Annotated in this window: 14 protein-coding genes; 12 read left to right on the top strand and 2 right to left on the bottom strand. The window is 34.3% G+C overall.

Going from position 1 to position 19010, the window contains the following annotated elements:
* From Aru01_RS05275 to Aru01_RS05220, 12 genes are all read left to right on the top strand, one after another.
* Positions 1-906 carry a DMT family transporter gene (locus tag Aru01_RS05275; RefSeq protein ID WP_016656233.1) on the top strand — a complete coding sequence of 302 codons (906 nt, stop codon included), beginning with the start codon at positions 1-3 and terminating at the stop codon, positions 904-906.
* Between the two features lie 529 nt (positions 907-1435).
* The gene (locus Aru01_RS05270) at positions 1436-2527 is read left to right on the top strand and encodes a citrate synthase (protein ID WP_016656234.1); all 1092 of its coding nucleotides are present in this window, start codon (positions 1436-1438) and stop codon (positions 2525-2527) included.
* Between the two features lie 670 nt (positions 2528-3197).
* Positions 3198-4556: a LeuA family protein gene (locus tag Aru01_RS05265; RefSeq protein ID WP_016656236.1), complete on the top strand. Its 1359-nt coding sequence runs from the start codon at positions 3198-3200 to the stop codon at positions 4554-4556.
* A 14-nt stretch (positions 4557-4570) separates the two neighbouring features.
* The gene (locus tag Aru01_RS05260) at positions 4571-6181 is read left to right on the top strand and encodes an asparagine synthase-related protein (protein ID WP_016656237.1); all 1611 of its coding nucleotides are present in this window, start codon (positions 4571-4573) and stop codon (positions 6179-6181) included.
* Between the two features lie 11 nt (positions 6182-6192).
* Positions 6193-7107 (top strand): TauD/TfdA family dioxygenase, encoded by a 915-nt coding sequence (locus tag Aru01_RS05255; RefSeq protein ID WP_016656238.1) that lies wholly within the window; start codon positions 6193-6195, stop codon positions 7105-7107.
* Positions 7108-7231: 124 nt separating this feature from the next.
* Positions 7232-8185: an AbrB family transcriptional regulator gene (locus Aru01_RS05250; protein ID WP_162183599.1), complete on the top strand. Its 954-nt coding sequence runs from the start codon at positions 7232-7234 to the stop codon at positions 8183-8185.
* Between the two features lie 303 nt (positions 8186-8488).
* Entirely contained in the window at positions 8489-9031 is a 543-nt protein-coding gene (locus tag Aru01_RS05245; RefSeq protein ID WP_016656240.1) for a YbhB/YbcL family Raf kinase inhibitor-like protein, read from the top strand.
* A gap of 105 nt (positions 9032-9136) precedes the next feature.
* Positions 9137-13438 carry an AMP-binding protein gene (locus Aru01_RS05240; protein ID WP_016656241.1) on the top strand — a complete coding sequence of 1434 codons (4302 nt, stop codon included), beginning with the start codon at positions 9137-9139 and terminating at the stop codon, positions 13436-13438.
* Between the two features lie 277 nt (positions 13439-13715).
* Entirely contained in the window at positions 13716-14522 is an 807-nt protein-coding gene (locus Aru01_RS05235; RefSeq protein WP_016656242.1) for a helix-turn-helix transcriptional regulator, read from the top strand.
* A gap of 90 nt (positions 14523-14612) precedes the next feature.
* Positions 14613-15275, top strand: coding sequence for an isoprenoid biosynthesis glyoxalase ElbB (gene elbB, locus Aru01_RS05230; RefSeq protein WP_016656243.1), 663 nt, complete (start codon positions 14613-14615; stop codon positions 15273-15275).
* 236 nt (positions 15276-15511) lie between these two features.
* Positions 15512-16078 (top strand): 4'-phosphopantetheinyl transferase family protein, encoded by a 567-nt coding sequence (locus tag Aru01_RS05225; protein ID WP_051145781.1) that lies wholly within the window; start codon positions 15512-15514, stop codon positions 16076-16078.
* 31 nt (positions 16079-16109) lie between these two features.
* A complete protein-coding gene (locus tag Aru01_RS05220) occupies positions 16110-16736 on the top strand; it encodes a nitroreductase family protein (protein ID WP_016656245.1) in 627 nt (208 codons plus the stop codon).
* A 190-nt stretch (positions 16737-16926) separates the two neighbouring features.
* On the opposite strand, the gene Aru01_RS05215 is transcribed toward Aru01_RS05220, so the two are convergent.
* Positions 16927-17625, bottom strand: a complete 699-nt coding sequence (locus tag Aru01_RS05215) for a DUF1826 domain-containing protein (RefSeq protein ID WP_016656246.1) — start codon at positions 17623-17625, stop codon at positions 16927-16929.
* An 88-nt stretch (positions 17626-17713) separates the two neighbouring features.
* Positions 17714-18820, bottom strand: coding sequence for a YheT family hydrolase (locus Aru01_RS05210; protein ID WP_016656247.1), 1107 nt, complete (start codon positions 18818-18820; stop codon positions 17714-17716).
* Positions 18821-19010 lie beyond the last annotated feature (190 nt).

Raw genomic sequence — 19010 nt, 5'->3', positions numbered from 1 at the left:
ATGATGAACAAAAAAGAGCATTTTATCGGTGTTTTTTGCACTTTAATGTATATTTTGATCGCATCAATACAGAGTGTAATGCTGAATACTTGGCTATTGAATGTAAATGTTTTTTTGATCGTTGCATTGAGTTTTTTTGTTGTGACTATGGTATTTGCTATCATCAGTTTTTTAAAGCACCGACACGTTTATAATTCTTTATTTTCTAAACCGTATTTGCTCATCGCATTAAATTTATTGTCAGTTTTTAATTGGCTTTTTTATTTTATAGCAGTTAAATACCTTGAACCCTCTGTCGCTGTGACCTTAACACAAGGCATTGGGCCTGTGAGTATGACAATTTATTTGCTTATAAAAAATCAACCTGTCAGTTTAGTCACACGTTATTGTCATTTTGTCATCTTCATAGGAGCGATATCTTTATCACTCTATACAGTCATTTATAGTGTCCATAATGTATATAGCCGTCCAGAATTGGTTTTAGGGATAATTATTGCAATTATGTGTAGCATAAGTATTACAGCTACTGTATTGATCTCTAAACAGTTTTCTATAAAAGAAATACCAGCTTCCGTACTCTTATCTGTGCGATTTCCTTTATTGATTATCATTTGTTCTATTGTATTACCATTTCAAAATAATATAGTTATAAATAGAAATACTCTATTGATCATCTTATATGTTTCACTTATTGGCGTGAGTACTTCGCTCTATTTTTTACAAAAGGGTATAGAGCTAGCTACACCATTAACAGTATCAACTGTATTAGCGCTTTCACCAATGACTGTATTTTCTATTCAATTGATTAACAATCACATGCAATTTAATTCATTTATTTTTATTATCATCGCATTAATTACTATCGTTTCAATGGTTTCTATTGGCTATGACTCAAAAAAAACTTAACCTGATCCAAGTTAGCATTAAAACCATATATAAATGGATCAAAAATATTTTCGAAAACATCGCTTAACAAAAAAATGAAAAACCAATTATGATTTGCAATGAGATTTAGCTCATGTGTTATAGAAAATCTCAGATAATATCTAAATCAAAAATAAGCATTCATTGAGATAAAATACATAAAAAAGCAAGTTCCAGAATCAGTAAACTCAAATTATTGTAACAATATAAATCAATAAAATAAAAGAAAATATGAAATTTTTAAAATATATTCGTTGTTATTAAAAATATCTTAAACAAGAATAATAAATTATTTAAAACTCAATATTAAGTATTATTTCCATTTGAAAACAACTATGGTTTCGCATTAATTGCATGCAGCAATTCTTTATGACAAGATCAAATTCAACTTTAGAATAAATATATTCAATGAATAATTTTTCTATTGTATTTAATAAGCTTATATTTTTCATTGTTTTAATTTAAAAATCTTATTGAAATTTTTAGTGAAACTGAAAATGGAGTATAAATAATGACTATTGATTTGGATGATGCAATTGCAGCAGAAACAAAGTTGTCTCATGTTGACGGTGATAATGGTGAGTTAATAATCTTGGGTGAAAATTTAAAAGATATCGTAAAACTGGAGTTTGAAGAGGTATTATCAAAACTTTTTAAAAATCTTTTTCATATAAACTACACTCATGATGAAATTAAAGTTTTATTGGCAAAAGCAAGAAAAGAAGTATTTAGCCTTTATGAACCAAATGATGTATTTCTTTCCGAAATGCCAATTGTCGATGCAGTTCGCACATTAATTTCAAAAATTAAAGATGGAAATGATATTGAGACTGCTATAAAACTTATTGCAGCCATCGGTGTGTTTACCGCAGCACTCATTTCAAAGCGTAATCATAGAAAATTACTTGTCCCTGATCTAAACATCAACCATGCAACTGATATTTTACGAATAGCAGGACTCGATTACTCAGAAATTCATTCGACAGCATTAAATACATATTTGGTCACTATTATTGATCATGGACTGAATGCATCAACATTTACGAGTCGTGTTGTAGCATCAACTCATGCGGGGTTAACATCCTCTGTTATAGCAGCTTTAAGCGCTTTAAAAGGGCCATTACACGGAGGTGCTCCAGGTCCAGTTTTAGATATGATTGATCAAATATCCAGTCAAGAAAATGCGTTACCGTGGCTTGAAACTACACTTAAGAAGGGTGAAAGACTGATGGGGTTTGGTCACAGAATATACAAAGTGAGAGATCCTAGAGCGGATGCATTAAAAGAAGCACTTCTAAGCTTAAATGATTCTTTTGTTGTCGATAAAAATAAATTAAATTTAGCTTATTTCATCGAAATAACAGCTTTAGATGTACTCAAAAGAACTAAGCCGAATCGTCCTTTACATACAAACGTAGAGTTTTATACAGCGCTATTATTAGATAGTTTGGGCTTTAATCGAGCTGACTTTACGGCTATTTTTGCTGCAGGCAGAGTTGCGGGCTGGTTAGCACACGCCAGAGAGCAAATAATGTATGGACGTCTAATTAGGCCTCAATCAAAATATATAGGTAATCTACCTAATAACAATACCATGACCTAAATTGAGCTATCCATTTTCTAAATTAGTCTATAAAGCTCTTGATTGAAACTAAAAAGCCTAAATAATTCTATATTTAGGCTTTTTATATATTTATATCATTTAATATAAAAGTTAAATCCAATGAAATAGAGAGTTTAATGAGATTAAAAAATATTGAGCCTCTTAGTCACCACTTAAAACTTCAAACCACAAATTATCTCAATAAAAACTATATGCATCATCAAGATAAAAACATTGATTCTTAGTACGCTACTGTTTACCTTAAAAATTATTTATTTTCTATAAAAAAATAAAAAATATAGAGAATCAAAAACAAAAAAAACTCAAAATAAAATACCAGCTTAATAAATTTAATATTTTTAATTAATCGAGATTATTACTTAATATTTAATGCGACCAAACAGTTATATTTAAAATAAACAATTAAAAACATAATATTACACACAGGTATATTTATTTTTATTCAGCTCAATTATATTAAAAAAACCAAACATCGCTCTAAAATAGGAAATCAAAACTAGACTTTAAGGGTTTAAATCTTTATCCATCATACTTACTTAACTTTGTTTTTAATAAAATTCTTAATATTTTAAATGGAATTCAATAGTAGTTAACCACAAGATTTTCATAAAAATATAAAACAAATCATTTAAACTTGGTAGATACAACTATGGTGAAAATAATTGATTGTACATTAAGAGAAGGTAATCAGGCGCGGCAATGCAACTTTAATGCGGATAATTCTTATATCTTATCTAAAGAAATTAGTTCCTTAGGTATTGATATGATAGAGGCTGGCCATCCATTAATATCTTCAGATGAATTTTTACGTGTTAAGACCATTATAAACGCTGCAAAAGTCCCTGTACTTGCTCATGCAAGGTCTAGAATAGAAGATATTGATGCAACCATAGCAGTGGGTGCAAAGTGGATTGGCTTATTCGCCTCTATAAATGAGATATCACTGGCCACTAAATTTAAAGGAAAATCAAAACAAGAGGTTTTAGATATGTTTGCGCAAGCGATTACATATTCAAAATCAAAAGAACTGAATGTTAGAGCGACTATTGAAGATGCTTCAAGAACAGAGATTATTGATGTTATTGAAATGATCAATTATGCAAGTAGGTCAGGAGCAGACCGTATCTGCTATTCAGATAGTGTCGGCGCATTATCACCTAAAGAAACCTATGATACATTGTCTTTACTTGTGAAAAAATTTCCAAATATAACTTTTGAATATCATGTTCATAATGATTTAGGCTTATCTTTAGCAAATACTTTGGCAGCAATAGATGCTGGAATTGAATGGATATCAACAAGTTGCAATGGGATAGGCGAAAGAGCAGGGATAACTGATACATTGCAATTGATTAATTTTTTATATAAGAAAAACCATGTAGATCGTTTTAATATTCTCAAAATCCCCCAAATATCTAAATTAGTAGAGATATTTAGTCGTATTAAAATTTCACCAATGAGTCCAATTGTAGGAGTAAATGCATTTAATCATGTTTCTAGGCTACACCAATTAGCCGCTTCAAAAAATGATAATGCATATAACTATTTAACACCGAGCGATTTCAATCTAGAAAGTACATTTATTCATGATTCTCCAATTATTGAAAAAGAATTATTCCTGATTCCGTTTGAAAAATCTGCTACAGAGTTGAAGCACCACAGAGAAGGGCCTGGGGTCAGATATGTCATGATTGACAAAAGGTTATTAGAAATTAGTCCATATTATTTTATCGCTAGAAAATTTAATCACCCTAATAGTCCTGCTATGCCAGGTCATGTTGATGGGCATACACACAATTGTGACTCTGTATTTTTATTTCTTGGCAATAAGGAGAACTATGAAGGCCTGTGCGTTGAAGTGATATTGGGCTGTGAAAAAAAGATCTTAAAAAGCCCTGCAACAGTATTTATTCCGGCAGGAATGTATCACACATATAGGCATGTTAGTGGAGAAGGAACTTATATAAATTTCGTAAATTCAGGGGATTATAACAGTAGCTTATTATAATAAAGGAGTGAATTATGTGCGGTATATTAGGTTTCTTCGCAAAAAAATATGATGCCATAACATTTCAAAAATCACTTAATATGTTGAATCATCGAGGTCCATATGGACAAGGATTTGTAAATATAGCAAATGGTTCGCTTGGTATGGTCAGGCTACCCATGTCGAGTAATACCCCAGAACCCGTCCCACTAAAAATTGGCAAATATATCGCATCATTTAATGGAGAGGTATATACCACAGGCTATCAGATTAACGATGAAGCCATGTCATTGATCAATGGAATAAATCACAATACTGTCCCAGATGGGATGTATGCAATTGCATTCTGGAATGATCTCAGTAAGGAATTGGTTTTATATCGAGATAGATTTGGAATAAAACCTCTTTACTACACATACAATAAAGAATGTGAATTTCTGGCTTTTTCTTCAGAAATTGAACCTCTGATGAATATCTTAAAACAAATATATTTTAATAAAATTAATTATGAGGCGATAACACAAATTATATCGACGGGCGTATCTCTAGATTACTCTACTTTAATTAAAGAAATAAATATTCTCCCTCCAAATACTAAACTTGTTTTTCAATATGATGGCATCAAATTTACCCTCAAAGAAAATTCAAAGTTAAAATATAAAAAAAATCCAACCGCTGTTGATTTAGAAGGCATGATTCTGAAGTCTTTGAATTTATGTAATGCTTCATTTAGAGAAACAGCATTATTAATCAGTGGTGGTGTAGACTCCAATCTGATTAGTTCTTACTTAAATTCTAATTTCAAAAGATTTAATTTATCTGTATCTGAAACAAATGATTATCCGATTACAACAGAGTACCCGATAAATAGAGTCAATTTTGATGAAAATATGTTTATGGAAACATTTAGGAATGCGGTTAGATCCTTTGCTTCCCCGAGTAGAATGACCAGTTTATTACTATATCAAAGGCTTGCAGAGGCTGTAAGTAAAGCAGGTTATCATTGCGTATTGGTCGGTGAGGGCGCTGATGAGTCATTTTGGGGCTATCCCAGGCATGTCCAGTTATTAGATTCGAAATCAAATCTATCACCGAATGATTTTGCTCATAAGTGGTTTGGTGATTATGAAAAAAATTCAGATTTATTTAGTGATAAGACTCAGAAAGAGTTAAATCATAAAGTTTTCACACTCGCTCAAAAAACACTCTCCGAGGGTTTTACCTCAGCCATTGAAAAATTTGACTTAGACTATTCTTTAGAGCCTTTATTGCGAAGAACAGATCACATCCTGATGCGCAAAACAATAGAGGCGAGAACTCCTTTTCTACATAACGACATTCCATTTTCAATTCTGGCAGAGCTGCGAGTGAAAGATGGCATCAGTAAATATGATTTATATCAATTGGTTTGTAAGCGAGCAAATAAGCATTTTCACAATAAAAAAATACATTTCAGAATACCTTTGGATCATTGGAAAAATGCTCAAAGAGAGCAACGTTTTAAAATAAACCAAGCAATACCGTTTTTAAAGGACTTAGGCCTAGAAAAGATCACATCAGAAAAAGTTGAAAAACTAGATACTAATCAATTATTTACATTAACATCATTGGTTATTTGGAGTGAAGAATATGCAAGATACATATGACAACATGATTCATGTCAAAATCATGGCGAGGCAATCATGTTCTTAACAATGACTTGTTTGAAGAGATCGAACTTATTTTTAATGAATTTTTAAATAAGAATCTCACCGATACAACTCAATATTCTAAACTGCGAGAGAAAATACACCAAGAACTTGAGTATGGAAGTGGTGTATTTGTACATTGTTCAGAAGTATTAAAATGTCTAGATAAAAATAAATTTCAGGAGATTTTTAACAAATTTTCCCTATGGTTAGGTGTACCTGCTGCAATTAATAAACAGGGTGACTATATTAAGGAGGTTAGTGATACGGGTGTTAAGGATAGTTTGATCAATCCACAACGAGGTCATATGACCAATCAAGAATTGGCCTTTCATTCAGATCGAGCAGACTTAACTATTCTTTGCTGTTGGTCACAAGCGTATAAAGGCGGGGTATTTAGAGTGCGCTCAGCCATAGATGTGGTGCGTGGTTTAGAGGAAAAATATCCTGAGATAAAGACATTACTTAGAAAAAGTATTGCGCATGATTTACGAGGAGAGGCTACACTTCATTATTGTTACATTCCGATATTAACTACTCAAAAAAATAATTTTGTTTTTCGATATATAAGAAAGTTTAATGATTCAGTGATAAGACACGGCGTTCACCTCTCAGAAGAAGAAAAAAAGCTTCTTGATCTGATTGATTCCGAAATTAATATTCCATCTAGCTACGCAGAAATAAGATTTGAAAAAGGAGTCATCGCCATTGTCAATAACCACATAACATTGCATATGAGAACGAAGTTTGAAAATAGTATAGACAAAAAAAGATGCTTATTTCGATGTTGGTTAAGTAGTGAATTTACCAGAGAACTGCCTGAAAGTTTCATGGTAATTTTTCACGATATAAGGGCAGGCCAACCTAGAGGAGGTATAAAATAATATTTTTATGAATAGGTTAAATGTCAATAATAGTGTTCATTGGATGATACTATCTTTACTGACGATCATAATTTATTATCCATTTTCATTTTTCACACCCTCATCTATAATTATTTCAATTTTAGTGAGTATTATTTATGCTAGAAAAATAAAAGAACTACGATTAAACAATTATGTTTATCTTTTATCTCAAATTATTATTGGTTGCTTTATTGGTTTGTCTATAAATTTAGATGATATTATTTCCAGCAATATTCCATTCTATTTTTTAATTTTTATATCTACATTATTAATAATTTTAAGCTTGATCGTTGGTTTACTGGCCGTCAAGTCTAAGTTTCTTCCAGGAACAACAGGGCTATGGGGAATGCTTCCAGGAGCTGCTCCTGTAATGATTATTCTGTCAGAGCAAAAAGATGCTGTTCCTGGTCTTGTCGCATTTATTCAATATACACGAGTGATTTTTGTTTCTCTATTGGCCTCCACAGTAATAATTTTGCATGATCATGCTAAATTACAAGAAAATTTGGATCAAAATAGTCACTATGGGATTGAAGTCATTTTATTTTTCATAGCAATTATCTTTTTTATTTTTTTAACATTAAATTTTTTAAAGAAGAATTTGAATATTTTTTTATTATCAATTTTATATGCTTTTATCTTGAACACGATAGCACCACCAATTAAAGTCCCTAATTTAATATTAGCCTTTGGTTTTATAATCTTAGGCTGGAACATTGGATTTAATCTAACAACAAAAATTTTAATTGCAGCAAGAAAGTCTTTTATGAGAGTGTTTTTCTTAATTACTGTATTGATTTTATTATGTTATTTTTTAAGTTTTTTATTGATATACTTTTTCAACATCGATCCATTAACAGCATATCTCGCTACAAGCCCAGGTGGAATTGACTCAATCGCAATAATTTCTTCAGGAACTTCAGCTGTTTTGCCTATAGTCATTAGTTTTCAACTGATAAGGTTTCTTATACTATTATTTTTTGGTGAAAAAATTGTTAATTTCTCATATAAAATATATATTAAATTTATAGACCCTAAAATAGAAAATAAAAATTGAGAGATGTATCCTCTTAAATATTTTAAAAAATAAAATCAGCTTACTGTCACTTATTTTTTAAAACACCCTGAGAAAACCAAGCATTCAAATCGGATTAAAAACCCGAATATTTAAAATTTACAATCTATTTTAGTGACCATTAGGTCTATTTTCATCACATTAAAAATCCAACTATTTCCTTATTGATGTTTTTATTTAACATATTATTTGTATGTGATTTATTTAGGCTAAAAATTGACTAATTACAGAGAAAAAACACTTGTCAAAATCTTTAACATACGCTTTTTTAAAACGGTGATATTAATGAACAAGTATATTCTGAGTGTTTTACTCATATTTATAAGTAGTTCTTCAGGAATTTCATACGCCAACGATTTTAAATTAAAGAGTACAGATTTAACCAATGGCGAAATAATGGATAAGAAACTTGAATTCAATGGCTTTGGTTGTACTGGTGAAAATAAATCACCTCAATTATCGTGGACAGGGGCTCCTCATAATACCAAAGCTTATGCAATTATGGCCTACGATCCCGATGCACCGTCTGGCAGTGGTTGGTGGCACTGGCAAGTCGTCAATATCCCTGTAGAGATTACCTCTCTAGCTTCTGGAAACGGCAAACTCAACGACAAAGGTATAATTAATATCGTCAATGATTTTGGAGATACTGGTTTTGGCGGAGCTTGCCCACCAGTGGGCCATGGTATACACCGTTATCAATTTACAATATATGCGCTTTCAAAAAAACTAGAGCTACCAGCTAATGCCTCTGGTGCGTTGACGGGTTATATGGTTAAAGCACATAGCTTAGCATCAAGCACAATTGAAGCGCTTTACAAAAGATAGAATGGTTAATTCACTTCCTCATTCATTTTAATCCCATGCTGGGGTTAAAGCGTATATTTGCAATACATTTTTCCTCTAGATGGAAATACGTGTAAGGAAAGTAGCATGATTGCTAAAGGGCATCTAACCCATAAAACGAAGGGAAAAATTTTAGCCCTTCACGGAATGAGTAGTAATCAAACAATTACGAAATTACAATTGAATAACCTGGGGCTTGACGAAAAAGATTTTGATGTAGTTTATCTCGATGGAACAATTCAAGTCACCTCTCCTGATCACAGCTTATTAGAAATGATTGGGTTAATTGAAGGGCCTTGGTATTCATGGCTACCGCCTAAGGAAGAATGGAAGAATTTAGCACGTTCTGAGTTATTAAATAAAATTTGTATCGCTATTGAACATGTATTAGATGCAATAGATAGATTTGGCCCTTTTGATCTCATCTATGGATTTAGTCAAGGCGGGTATATTGCAAATTTAGTTAACAGCCTAGCCAATGATCCATTACTCTTTAATGCATATAAAGAGTATAAGGGCATTTTAGTTAACTCACAGGTTGAATTTAGCATACCGTTTAAAAGCATAATTTATGCTTGTGTTGGTACTTCTGAATCAATTAAAGATCTTCGAAGATATGCAGGTTTATCGGTAAATGTTGAACATTCAAAACTCAATCAATCCATATATTTGATTGGTAGGAATGACCCACTAAAACCTTGGTCTGAATCTTTTGTTCTTGATGACAACAGTCCAAATCCAACGCTTTATTATTTAGATGGTGCTCATGAAATAAATAACATTATCCCTGAAAAAGTAAAATCCGATTTAAAGCATATACTACTTGAATCTCGCCCTGAAATAGACAATCCAGTCTATAGCAAAAGATTTTCGAGTCGCCTAAGTACACGTATAGTCGATCCGATGGTTCAAGTGGTCGATGTAAGTATTGACACAGCAGGGCAACCGAAGACAATTATAGAGTTGCTAAAAAAACGCCCATCTTCATCGGCATTATTTAGAAATGCGCGATGTTCTAAAGGAATATATACAACCTATGGAGAAGTGCTTAGTTTTATAAGCCCTGGTGGTGAAGGTGATCTCAGGAGAGTTGGAGTTGAAAAAGGGCAAGTTGTTGCATATTTAGCACCTCAAGGAGGAACTGCTGAAGGCGCCGTTTCTTTTCTAACAGTAACAACTCAAGCATGCGCAGTTCCACTTTCAGCATCAATGACTAAAACAGAAGCACTGATTGCGTTAAAACAACTCAAAGTAGATCATATTATTTTGTTTGAAGCAGTCAATGCCAAAGGGGTTATTGATGCTTGTAAAGCGTATTGTGAAAGCCATAACTGTTATATACATAACGTTTCAGCCATTTCTCCATCATTGCCTGGTTTATTTAAGTTTAAAGAATCTTTTGAAAATTTTTTAGATTCCCCTGAATTGATCACTCAAGCAGACGATGACTGTCTATTACTACGAACTTCAGGCACAACATCAACTCCAAAAGTTGTGCCACTTAAACAAAAAGATTTAGTCATTAATAGTGCAATCTTAGCAGACAGTATTGGTATTAATGAGTTTGATATCACCTATAGCATCATGCCCTTAGATCATATGGGGGGTATATCTGCTTCACTTTTAGCGAGTTTATCGGTGGGTGCCGCGATGACTTGTGATGGATTATACAATCCACAGCTCATGGTTGAAGCGCTAATACATTCTCATCCTAAACCAACATGGTATTCAGTCGTACCGACCATTCAAGTTGCAACTTTACATTATCTTCAAACTCATCATGAAAAGTATTTAGATCCAGAAGGTGTTTGGTCTGGTCATAATATAAGGTTAATACGATCTGGCGCAGCAGCGATAAAAGAAGAAGATCGTATTGAGCTCATAAAAACTTATGACTGTCCAGTTTTACCCACCTATAGTATGTCCGAATTAATGCCAATATCCCAACCGGCTCAAACGGATATCAGTTGGGAGATTAAAGCAAGTTCGGTTGGCGTACCTTTAGTTGCATCTTTAACGATTGTTGACCCAATAACATTTAAGCCACAGCCCTATGGCGTTGCTGGAGAAGTTGCAATTTCCGGCGAGACTGTTTTTGCAGGTTATAAAGATAATCCCGATGCCAATAGTAATTCTAGATTTTTAATGCAAATGCCAAATTCGAGTGAAATACGAACATGGTTTTTAACTGGGGATTTGGGAACAATTGATGCATTTGGACATTTAACGCTTGAAGGCCGATTAAAAGAATTAATAAAAAAAGGCGGAGAGCAAATAGCACCAGCTGAAATTGAAGATCGCTTAACCAGCCATCCAAGTATAGATGTTGCGATTTGTTTCTCTGTTCCCTCTGAAACTTATGGTGAAGAAGTTGGCTGTGCCATTGTCTCAAACGACTCTCAGCTTAGAGCGGACATTCTCAATGGAAATAGCAGCGAATTACGTACATTTTTAATTAAGGGTGGGGTTTCAATACATAAACTACCTACGATTTGGCGAATCGTAGATAGACATGATATTCCCATGACGAACAGTAAGAAATATAAACGAAATTCAATGGCTGAATTTCTGGGGATATCCACGATAACATCGGTTGAAAATACAGAAATTTCTTCAAAAGATCCTGTTAAAAACAAAAATAATAAAACGCTATCATTAGATAAACCTAAGGTTGATTGGGATACGATCGCAGGCTTTAGATTTATTCTTGCTTGTTATGTCATGTTTATGCACTTTGGATCAAACAATTCATGGGAAGCTTTCAATAACTTACGTCAGTTCCAATGGCATGTGAATAGCTTTTTTATCTTGGCAGGCTTTTCATTGGCAATCTTAATGCCAACATTGATTCAAAAAAAGTTTGCTTTTATTAAAGCACGAATAACGGTGATGTATCCGCTATATGCCTTAGCAATCCTTTTTGCGATGGGCAATTTATTTATTAGTTGTCAACCATCAACATTCATACCCGATTTTAGTTGGGGACCTTTATCGCATAGCGCTTCGTCTTATTGTCAAGGAACGCCATGGATCGAAGGTTCATGGTTCGCAAATGTCCTCTTCTCTTTGGGGATACACGCTACAGGTTTACAAGCAACACCTCTGTGGGGAGCGAGTTGGTTCATTGGATTCTATTTGTGGTTCATCTCAATGTACTTTCAGTGCATTATTGTATTTCCGATGATTTACAATGCCTTGTATAAGAGTAGAGGCAACGTTAAACGAATATTAATATACACAGCTTTATGTTTAGGCTTAAATGCCGCCATTTTAATGGGCTTTTGGTACGGATTCGCAGCAGACTTTGTCGGTTATGGCTTATTCGATGCGATGACTGGTCTACGTACAATCCCATCCGCTGAGCAAGTGACTTTAGCGGGTCATGAAAACGCATTAGCTTTGGGTTTTTATTTATTTGCCCCGTTCTGGATGGTGTACTTTTTATTAGGGATGTGTGCTGCATTTTTATATGATGCAATAAAACCAACAGAACAAAAGCGTGCATATTTATGGGGGTATGTGGCTGATACGATTACCCTGATCATTATTTGTGTCAGTATTGCGCATATCTCACAGGGTTTCTTCTATTATGGTCCTGATGTCAGCCAAGTATCCGCTGATGCATTCTTTATGAGGCCTGAAGCCGCCAACAGTTATGCAGACCCTGCTGTGACCAATCGAATATGGGATGAAATTTATAGCCGTTCTTTTGCACCATTAACACTTCTTTGGATATTTGCATTAAGTACCGGTCGGGGAATTACAGCACGTATTTTAAGAGTAGATCCTTTATCAAAAGTTCTCGCACCGACGGCATATGCATGTTTCTTATTTCATCAAATGATCGGGCAGTGGTACTATGCCGCAACCAGAAATGGTGAGTGGTGGAATTGGTGGGATTATCGCAAAAGTTTTTATTGGTTTAGTCCTGAACCAGTACCGGTAGAATGGTATGAATATTTTTATCTTGTCGGTTTGGTAGTGATTTTTGCCAAACTCATTCAACCAGCTGATGACTTATTACGAAACTTCATGTCGATGTTGTTAAACTTGTTTAAAAAACCTAAAGATAAACAAGTAGTCGCTATTGATACTGCTGAGATTGTCCTCGATATCGCAACAAAAATTTCAGGTCTTGAAGTAGATAGAGAGCTGAGTCTCAATGATAATGGATTAGCTTCACTCGGGGTTGTTCGATTTATCAGTGAAGTTGAGAAAAGATTATCAACCCAGACTCGACATGTATCTCTACCCATTTCGGATATTATATCCGCTAAAAATCTAAACGAAGTGATTGAAATAGTTAATAAAACTATACTAAACATACAGAAGGTAGATCCTGATAAAGCGTATAATATCGGAGATAATTTTCAGCGTAATCGTATGTGAAGCACGTTTTTATTTAACTGTTTCGCGCTTAAAATAAGTCAGCATAGTTTAAAAGGCTCCTTGCTAAAATAGTGAGGGGTCTTGAGTATCAAATATAATTAAAATTGATCCCGCACAATATTTAAATCAATAGTGTTAAGTTAATTTTTATTCGATTGGATTAAAATAACAATCAGGACAACGGATAATCCCTGCTAGAGTGCTAATTAAATTTAAAAAAGAAGGCGAGTATGCTATAAAACATTCATATACTCTATACTCTTTAGCGGGGGGGATTATGAACGAAATCATTGCGGTAGCAAAGAAAAATATTAACGAGCAATTAAATTTACCATTTTCAATTTACTCTTCGCACAAAGAGCAAATGATTAATAATGTACCAGTGCTAAAACCTTTATTAATCTTTATTCTTAATGGGAAGAAACAGCTTGGAAAATCAAATGCAGTAGAATGTAACTCTGGAACTTTCGTTTTCCTTTCAAATAGCAGTAGAGTCGATATGAGAAATATACCTTCTCAAGAGGAATATTTTGCAGTATTGATTGATTTTGATCATGAGGATTTCTCTGAACTTCCCCAAAATACAGCACCTCATATCGAATATATCAAAGGCGAAATCTGTCCAGTGATTGAAAAGGCGCTATTACAATACATCGAATTTTCATCCGTTGCGCCGTCGAATGTTATTAAACACCGAAAAAGAGAAATATTAGAAATTTTGTATCACTCTGGGTATGTAGACGTTTGCAATATTGATAGTCCACCCAGCCTCAGTGAAAAAGTACATTCAATGATCTCGAGTGATTTATCTTTTGAATGGTCCGTTGACCACATTGCCTCAAACTTATTTATGAGTGCTTCGACGTTAAGACGAAAATTAAAAAATGAAGGCAATAATATTCAAGATATCCGAAATAGATCACGATTAAGCCACGGTCTACACTTATTACAAACTTCCCAGTTTAATATTGGCAATATCGCAGAGCTTTGTGGTTATCAATCACAATCACGATTTACAGAGCAATTCAAACTTCTATTTGGAATGACACCACGGGAGATCCGTAGATCAAAAATGATCGATTAAGGATAATTAATGACAATTTAGGGTGCAAAATTTTTTCTTAATAACTATATGATTATTAAGGATACATTATTTACAACCTAAGGAAAAAACATGAACAAAGTAGCCGTTATTTTATCAGGCTGTGGTTATTTAGATGGTGCAGAAATTCGTGAGTCTGTTCTAACACTTTTGGCATTAGATACAGCAGGCATTGAGTACGCTATATTTGCACCTGATAGAAATCAATTTCATGTTGTAAATCATAAAACTGGTGCAGTAAATGACATAGAAAGTCGTAATGTACTTCATGAAGCAAGTAGAATTGCGCGTGGTAAAATTTCAGCGCTAGAGCAACTTCAGCCGAGCCAGTTTGATGGTTTGGTTATACCTGGCGGTTTTGGTGTAGCTAAAAATCTTTCAACATTTGCATTCAATGGCGCTAGTGCTGATATCGATCCTAAAGTTATTTCTATTTTAAAAGAATTCAAATCAAACCAAAAACCTATTGGTGCTATCTGTATTTCACCATCTTTACTTGCACTCACTTTTGGTGAACTTCAGCCAAAATTGACGATTGGCACACATGCTGCTACTGCAGCAGAAATAGAAAAAACCGGTTCAACTCATCAATGCTGTGAAGTTAAAGATTGTGTTGTAGATGCTGAAAACCTACTGGTTACTACACCAGCGTATATGGCTGACGATGCACAGTTAAGTGAAGTTTTCCAAGGAATTAGTAAACTAGTTAAAGCAATGGTCGACCTTAAAAAATAATGATTTAACGTCTTAGCAAGGGCAGTCGTTTTTGCTCTTGCTGAGCGCTATACAGATTTTGAGGTCATAATGTGCTAAATGATTTGATAAACTCTTTTCTTCGCGTACCACTTCCCAACAACTTCATAGAGAAACATCAACTTTTATATGATCCAGCTACTCATTTGCATCTGATATGCTGTGAGTATAACCAACAAAACTTCGACCTCGATCTCTATGCCAAAATGTCCATAGAGATGCCGTTGTTTTTAAAAAATCTGCCTAAAAAAAGACAGAGTGAATATCTAGCGGGTCGTTATGCAGCGAAAATGGCCTTAAGCCTACTTCGGAAAAAAGAGTGCTTAGAGCAAGTCACTACAGGGCCACATAAAGAACCGGTCTTTCCAAAAGATACCAATGGAGCGCTAACACATAGTCATCGTATTGCCGTGTGCGCTGTAATGCCATCAAACTCGAAAAGTTTCTTAGGTGTAGATATAGAGCCAATCATTACATCTAAAGATCTATGTGTGCTACAACATCGAGTCTATGCTTTAGAAGAGTTAAAACTACTTGTTAACTTAGGGTTGAGTCCAGAACTTGCTGCAACAGTGCTATTTTCAGCCAAGGAAAGTATCTACAAATCTTTATCTAGCTTACTAAATGGTGGTATTTGCTTTGACTTATTTGAATTAAAAATTGCCAAAAAAAATGGTGCATCATTGATCTTATATTTTAATGTGCTCGATGAGCATTTTGCTTCCTACATCATGGTTTCTGCAAAAAATTATAAAAATCACGTGTTAACACTGGCATTAAACTAAAACCAAATATTGAATATCGCTTAGGGATAATATGCAAATTATAGCGAATAATGAGGTCGAAAAGACCATCTTAGAACGCCACTCTGTTCGAGCTTTTTCTTCCAAGCCTATATCAGATAAACTCATCAGAGATATGGTTAATAAAGCCGCAAGAGCGCCTTCGGGTACAAATACGCAGCCGTGGAAAGTTTATGTGGTACAAGGTCAGGTTAAACAACAAATCACCGATAAAGTGATTGAAGCTGCACATCAGCTCTACCTTGGATTGAAGTCTAAATCAGATTTTAAAGCGCCTTATTCTTATTACCCAGCAACATGGTTCGAACCCTATTTGAGTAGACGTCGAGAAAATGGGGCCAAAATGTATCAAATCTTAGATATAGCTAAAGGTAATCGATCTGCAATGCATTTACAGCAGTTAAGAAATTTTAAATTTTTTGATGCGCCTGTGGGTCTGTTTTTTACAACACATCAAGATTTAACAGACGGGGCTAAAATGGCCGTCGCTATGCTGATGCAAAATATTATGCTCATCGCCAAGGCACAGGGATTAGACACTTGCCCTCAAGCCTCATGCAATACTTATCATGAAATCATCATGCCCATATTAAACGCAAAACAAGACGAACGATTTCTATGTGGCATGTCACTTGGATAAGCGCTTAAAGATCAGCCGATTAATCAATTTTATACAGACCGAGAAGATGCTGAGCAGTTTATGGTGTTTTTAAAATAATTGACTGAAATGGTAGGGACTTAGATAGGTCATCAATATCTGTTTAGAGATGGCTCACCAAACAGCTCATCTCTTGATACGTATAAAATTACAGGTGGTATAGCGAGTCGATTTAACAAATCAAAAGCAATCTGTATTCACCCGGTTTTTCATTAGGTGCTCGATGTACACAGCCCAAGACCTGCTGTGTAGGGTGATCTACTGCGAGCCGCCAAAGCTGACCTACGCCTAGATTGATCGGCTGTGCATCTGCTTTAGGTTGATAATGTAGATCAAAGAAATTATCGACTAGAAATGTTTCGAATTCAGCTTCTGAACCCTGATGTAGTTTTTTAAGTTTTTCTCTGATTTCCGGGATCAAAACTTTTTGCTCAACCTGATCGTTGGGCAAGATCTCACTTGCAGCACCATGATAGGTACATAAAAAAGTATCCGTTTCGATTGGTGAACGATCAACATGATATGAATACACATCTGTCGAGATAAAATCGAGCTCTTCATCGCGATGGTAATTTTTCAGTAAATTAAGGCAAGGCAGTGCACCCAAATCAGTTAATCGCTGAATATCATTTAAGATGATTTGCCTTGCTTGATGACCATGCTCAGAAAGTTGTAGCGCCAAGAGATCTTCTATGAGTACTTCTGTCACATTGTCCTTTAACTCAAGCTGAGTCACAATCTCTTTAAAATCACCGACCAAAGATCTAGACCAACAAATAGCGTTGATCTCTCCTTGAAATTTTGTATTGATCAGTTCTGAAAATGTAGCAACTCGCTGAACTTGATGATGATCGGATTGTGCGCTGCTCATAGTTAAATTAAATCGATGTAAAACTTGCCCAATAATATACACTCAACATTATAAAATGAAGAATGCTTGATAACACAGCTATGGTTTTTCATAGATGCGTATGTTTTTTGGCCTCAAGTAAGAAAAAATCAGCTGCGAGTTTTGATGCCCATGAACGGGTTTCTAATAAACCTTGATAAAATCCGCAATGACTTCCTTTTTTTGTCGTCACTACAGCGATATTCGACATGTTTTTCACAGTATCTTTGTATGGTTCAAAGTTTTGAATATTACATACGGGATCATCTTCTGAATTTAGAACCAGTAAAGGGGTTGTAATATTTTCTAGCACATAAATCGGATTGGTCGCATTGGAGTATGTTTCATAATCTTGATAACCCGCCAATTCAAAATAGGTCTGCTCAAAATCGAACAATGATTTACTTTCCAAAACTTTGGAAAGAGATTTTGTGTTTTTCCACGTTGTTTGATACGGCTGAATAAATTTATTAATAATTTTTTTGGTCATCACTTTGCTATAAAAGGGATGTACAGAACTAAATCCTAACTCAGTATTGTATCCAGGACATAAAGCAAATGCTGCTTTTAACGGGGTTTTATCTCCATCTTCTCCTAAATAGCGTACCAGTAATCCAGTCCCTGCAGATGATCCCATTCCATATAAGGTTGAAGAGGGATATTTGTCTTGAATAAATTTTATTTGTTCACGAAGGTCATCCGTTGAACCGAATAAATTGATTTTTGGTACAGGCATAGGTAAGCCCGCATGACCACGTCGTAAACATAATGCAATACGCCACCCAGTATAGCGGTGTAAGTCTTGCACCAATTCGCTCATACTCTCAGGGGTACCTGTAATCGTATGTAAGATCAGTATGGTCGGGGTATCTGGGGCAAGTTCTGCGCCTAACCATGCAATTGCAGTAATGCCACCATCTTGCATGGTTAAATGCTCAAGATGATCATAATCTAAAGATATACTGCGTTTTTTGATCACATCAAAATAAAGCAAATGCATATGTCTGTTGGATAACCACGGCGTAGGACGATATTTTTGATGAAGTTGGCTCAGATTTTCTATGGTCGGACTTAGTTCGCCTTTTTCATTAAAATATAGTTTAGGTTTCTCTATACCCGTGACTTGATCAAATCTCGTTAAGACGTGTTGACTGACTTTATTCAACAAACTTTTCATTAACGTTTCCTTTATGACCTATATGCATAATTTTTATAAATCAAATCATAAATCCTATGAAATTTCAAAAAATAATGTTGACTCAGAACTTACAGAAATCACTTTACTCCTGGTGTTTTTTCACTAAAAAAATTTCTAAGAATATTTGTGATACAACTCAATGTGTTATGTATTTACTCTATCCATGGGT

The sequence above is a fragment of the Acinetobacter rudis genome (genome assembly GCF_000829675.1).
In the GTDB taxonomy this organism is placed as follows: Bacteria; Pseudomonadota; Gammaproteobacteria; order Pseudomonadales; family Moraxellaceae; genus Acinetobacter; species Acinetobacter rudis.
The sequence above is the reverse complement of the archived record's forward strand: the minus strand, read 5'-3'. Positions and strand labels throughout refer to the sequence as shown.

What these genes read in the sequence shown, in the direction of transcription:
- Aru01_RS05275 (WP_016656233.1), top strand. Translation starts at nt 1, where the DNA reads ATGATGAACAAAAAAGAGCATTTTATCGGTGTTTTTTGCACTTTAATG.
- Aru01_RS05270 (WP_016656234.1), top strand. Translation starts at nt 1,436, where the DNA reads ATGACTATTGATTTGGATGATGCAATTGCAGCAGAAACAAAGTTGTCT.
- Aru01_RS05265 (WP_016656236.1), top strand. Translation starts at nt 3,198, where the DNA reads ATGGTGAAAATAATTGATTGTACATTAAGAGAAGGTAATCAGGCGCGG.
- Aru01_RS05260 (WP_016656237.1), top strand. Translation starts at nt 4,571, where the DNA reads ATGTGCGGTATATTAGGTTTCTTCGCAAAAAAATATGATGCCATAACA.
- Aru01_RS05255 (WP_016656238.1), top strand. Translation starts at nt 6,193, where the DNA reads ATGTCAAAATCATGGCGAGGCAATCATGTTCTTAACAATGACTTGTTT.
- Aru01_RS05245 (WP_016656240.1), top strand. Translation starts at nt 8,489, where the DNA reads ATGAACAAGTATATTCTGAGTGTTTTACTCATATTTATAAGTAGTTCT.
- Aru01_RS05240 (WP_016656241.1), top strand. Translation starts at nt 9,137, where the DNA reads ATGATTGCTAAAGGGCATCTAACCCATAAAACGAAGGGAAAAATTTTA.
- Aru01_RS05235 (WP_016656242.1), top strand. Translation starts at nt 13,716, where the DNA reads ATGAACGAAATCATTGCGGTAGCAAAGAAAAATATTAACGAGCAATTA.
- elbB (WP_016656243.1), top strand. Translation starts at nt 14,613, where the DNA reads ATGAACAAAGTAGCCGTTATTTTATCAGGCTGTGGTTATTTAGATGGT.
- Aru01_RS05225 (WP_051145781.1), top strand. Translation starts at nt 15,512, where the DNA reads ATGCCGTTGTTTTTAAAAAATCTGCCTAAAAAAAGACAGAGTGAATAT.
- Aru01_RS05220 (WP_016656245.1), top strand. Translation starts at nt 16,110, where the DNA reads ATGCAAATTATAGCGAATAATGAGGTCGAAAAGACCATCTTAGAACGC.
- Aru01_RS05215 (WP_016656246.1), bottom strand. Translation starts at nt 17,625, where the DNA reads ATGAGCAGCGCACAATCCGATCATCATCAAGTTCAGCGAGTTGCTACA.
- Aru01_RS05210 (WP_016656247.1), bottom strand. Translation starts at nt 18,820, where the DNA reads ATGAAAAGTTTGTTGAATAAAGTCAGTCAACACGTCTTAACGAGATTT.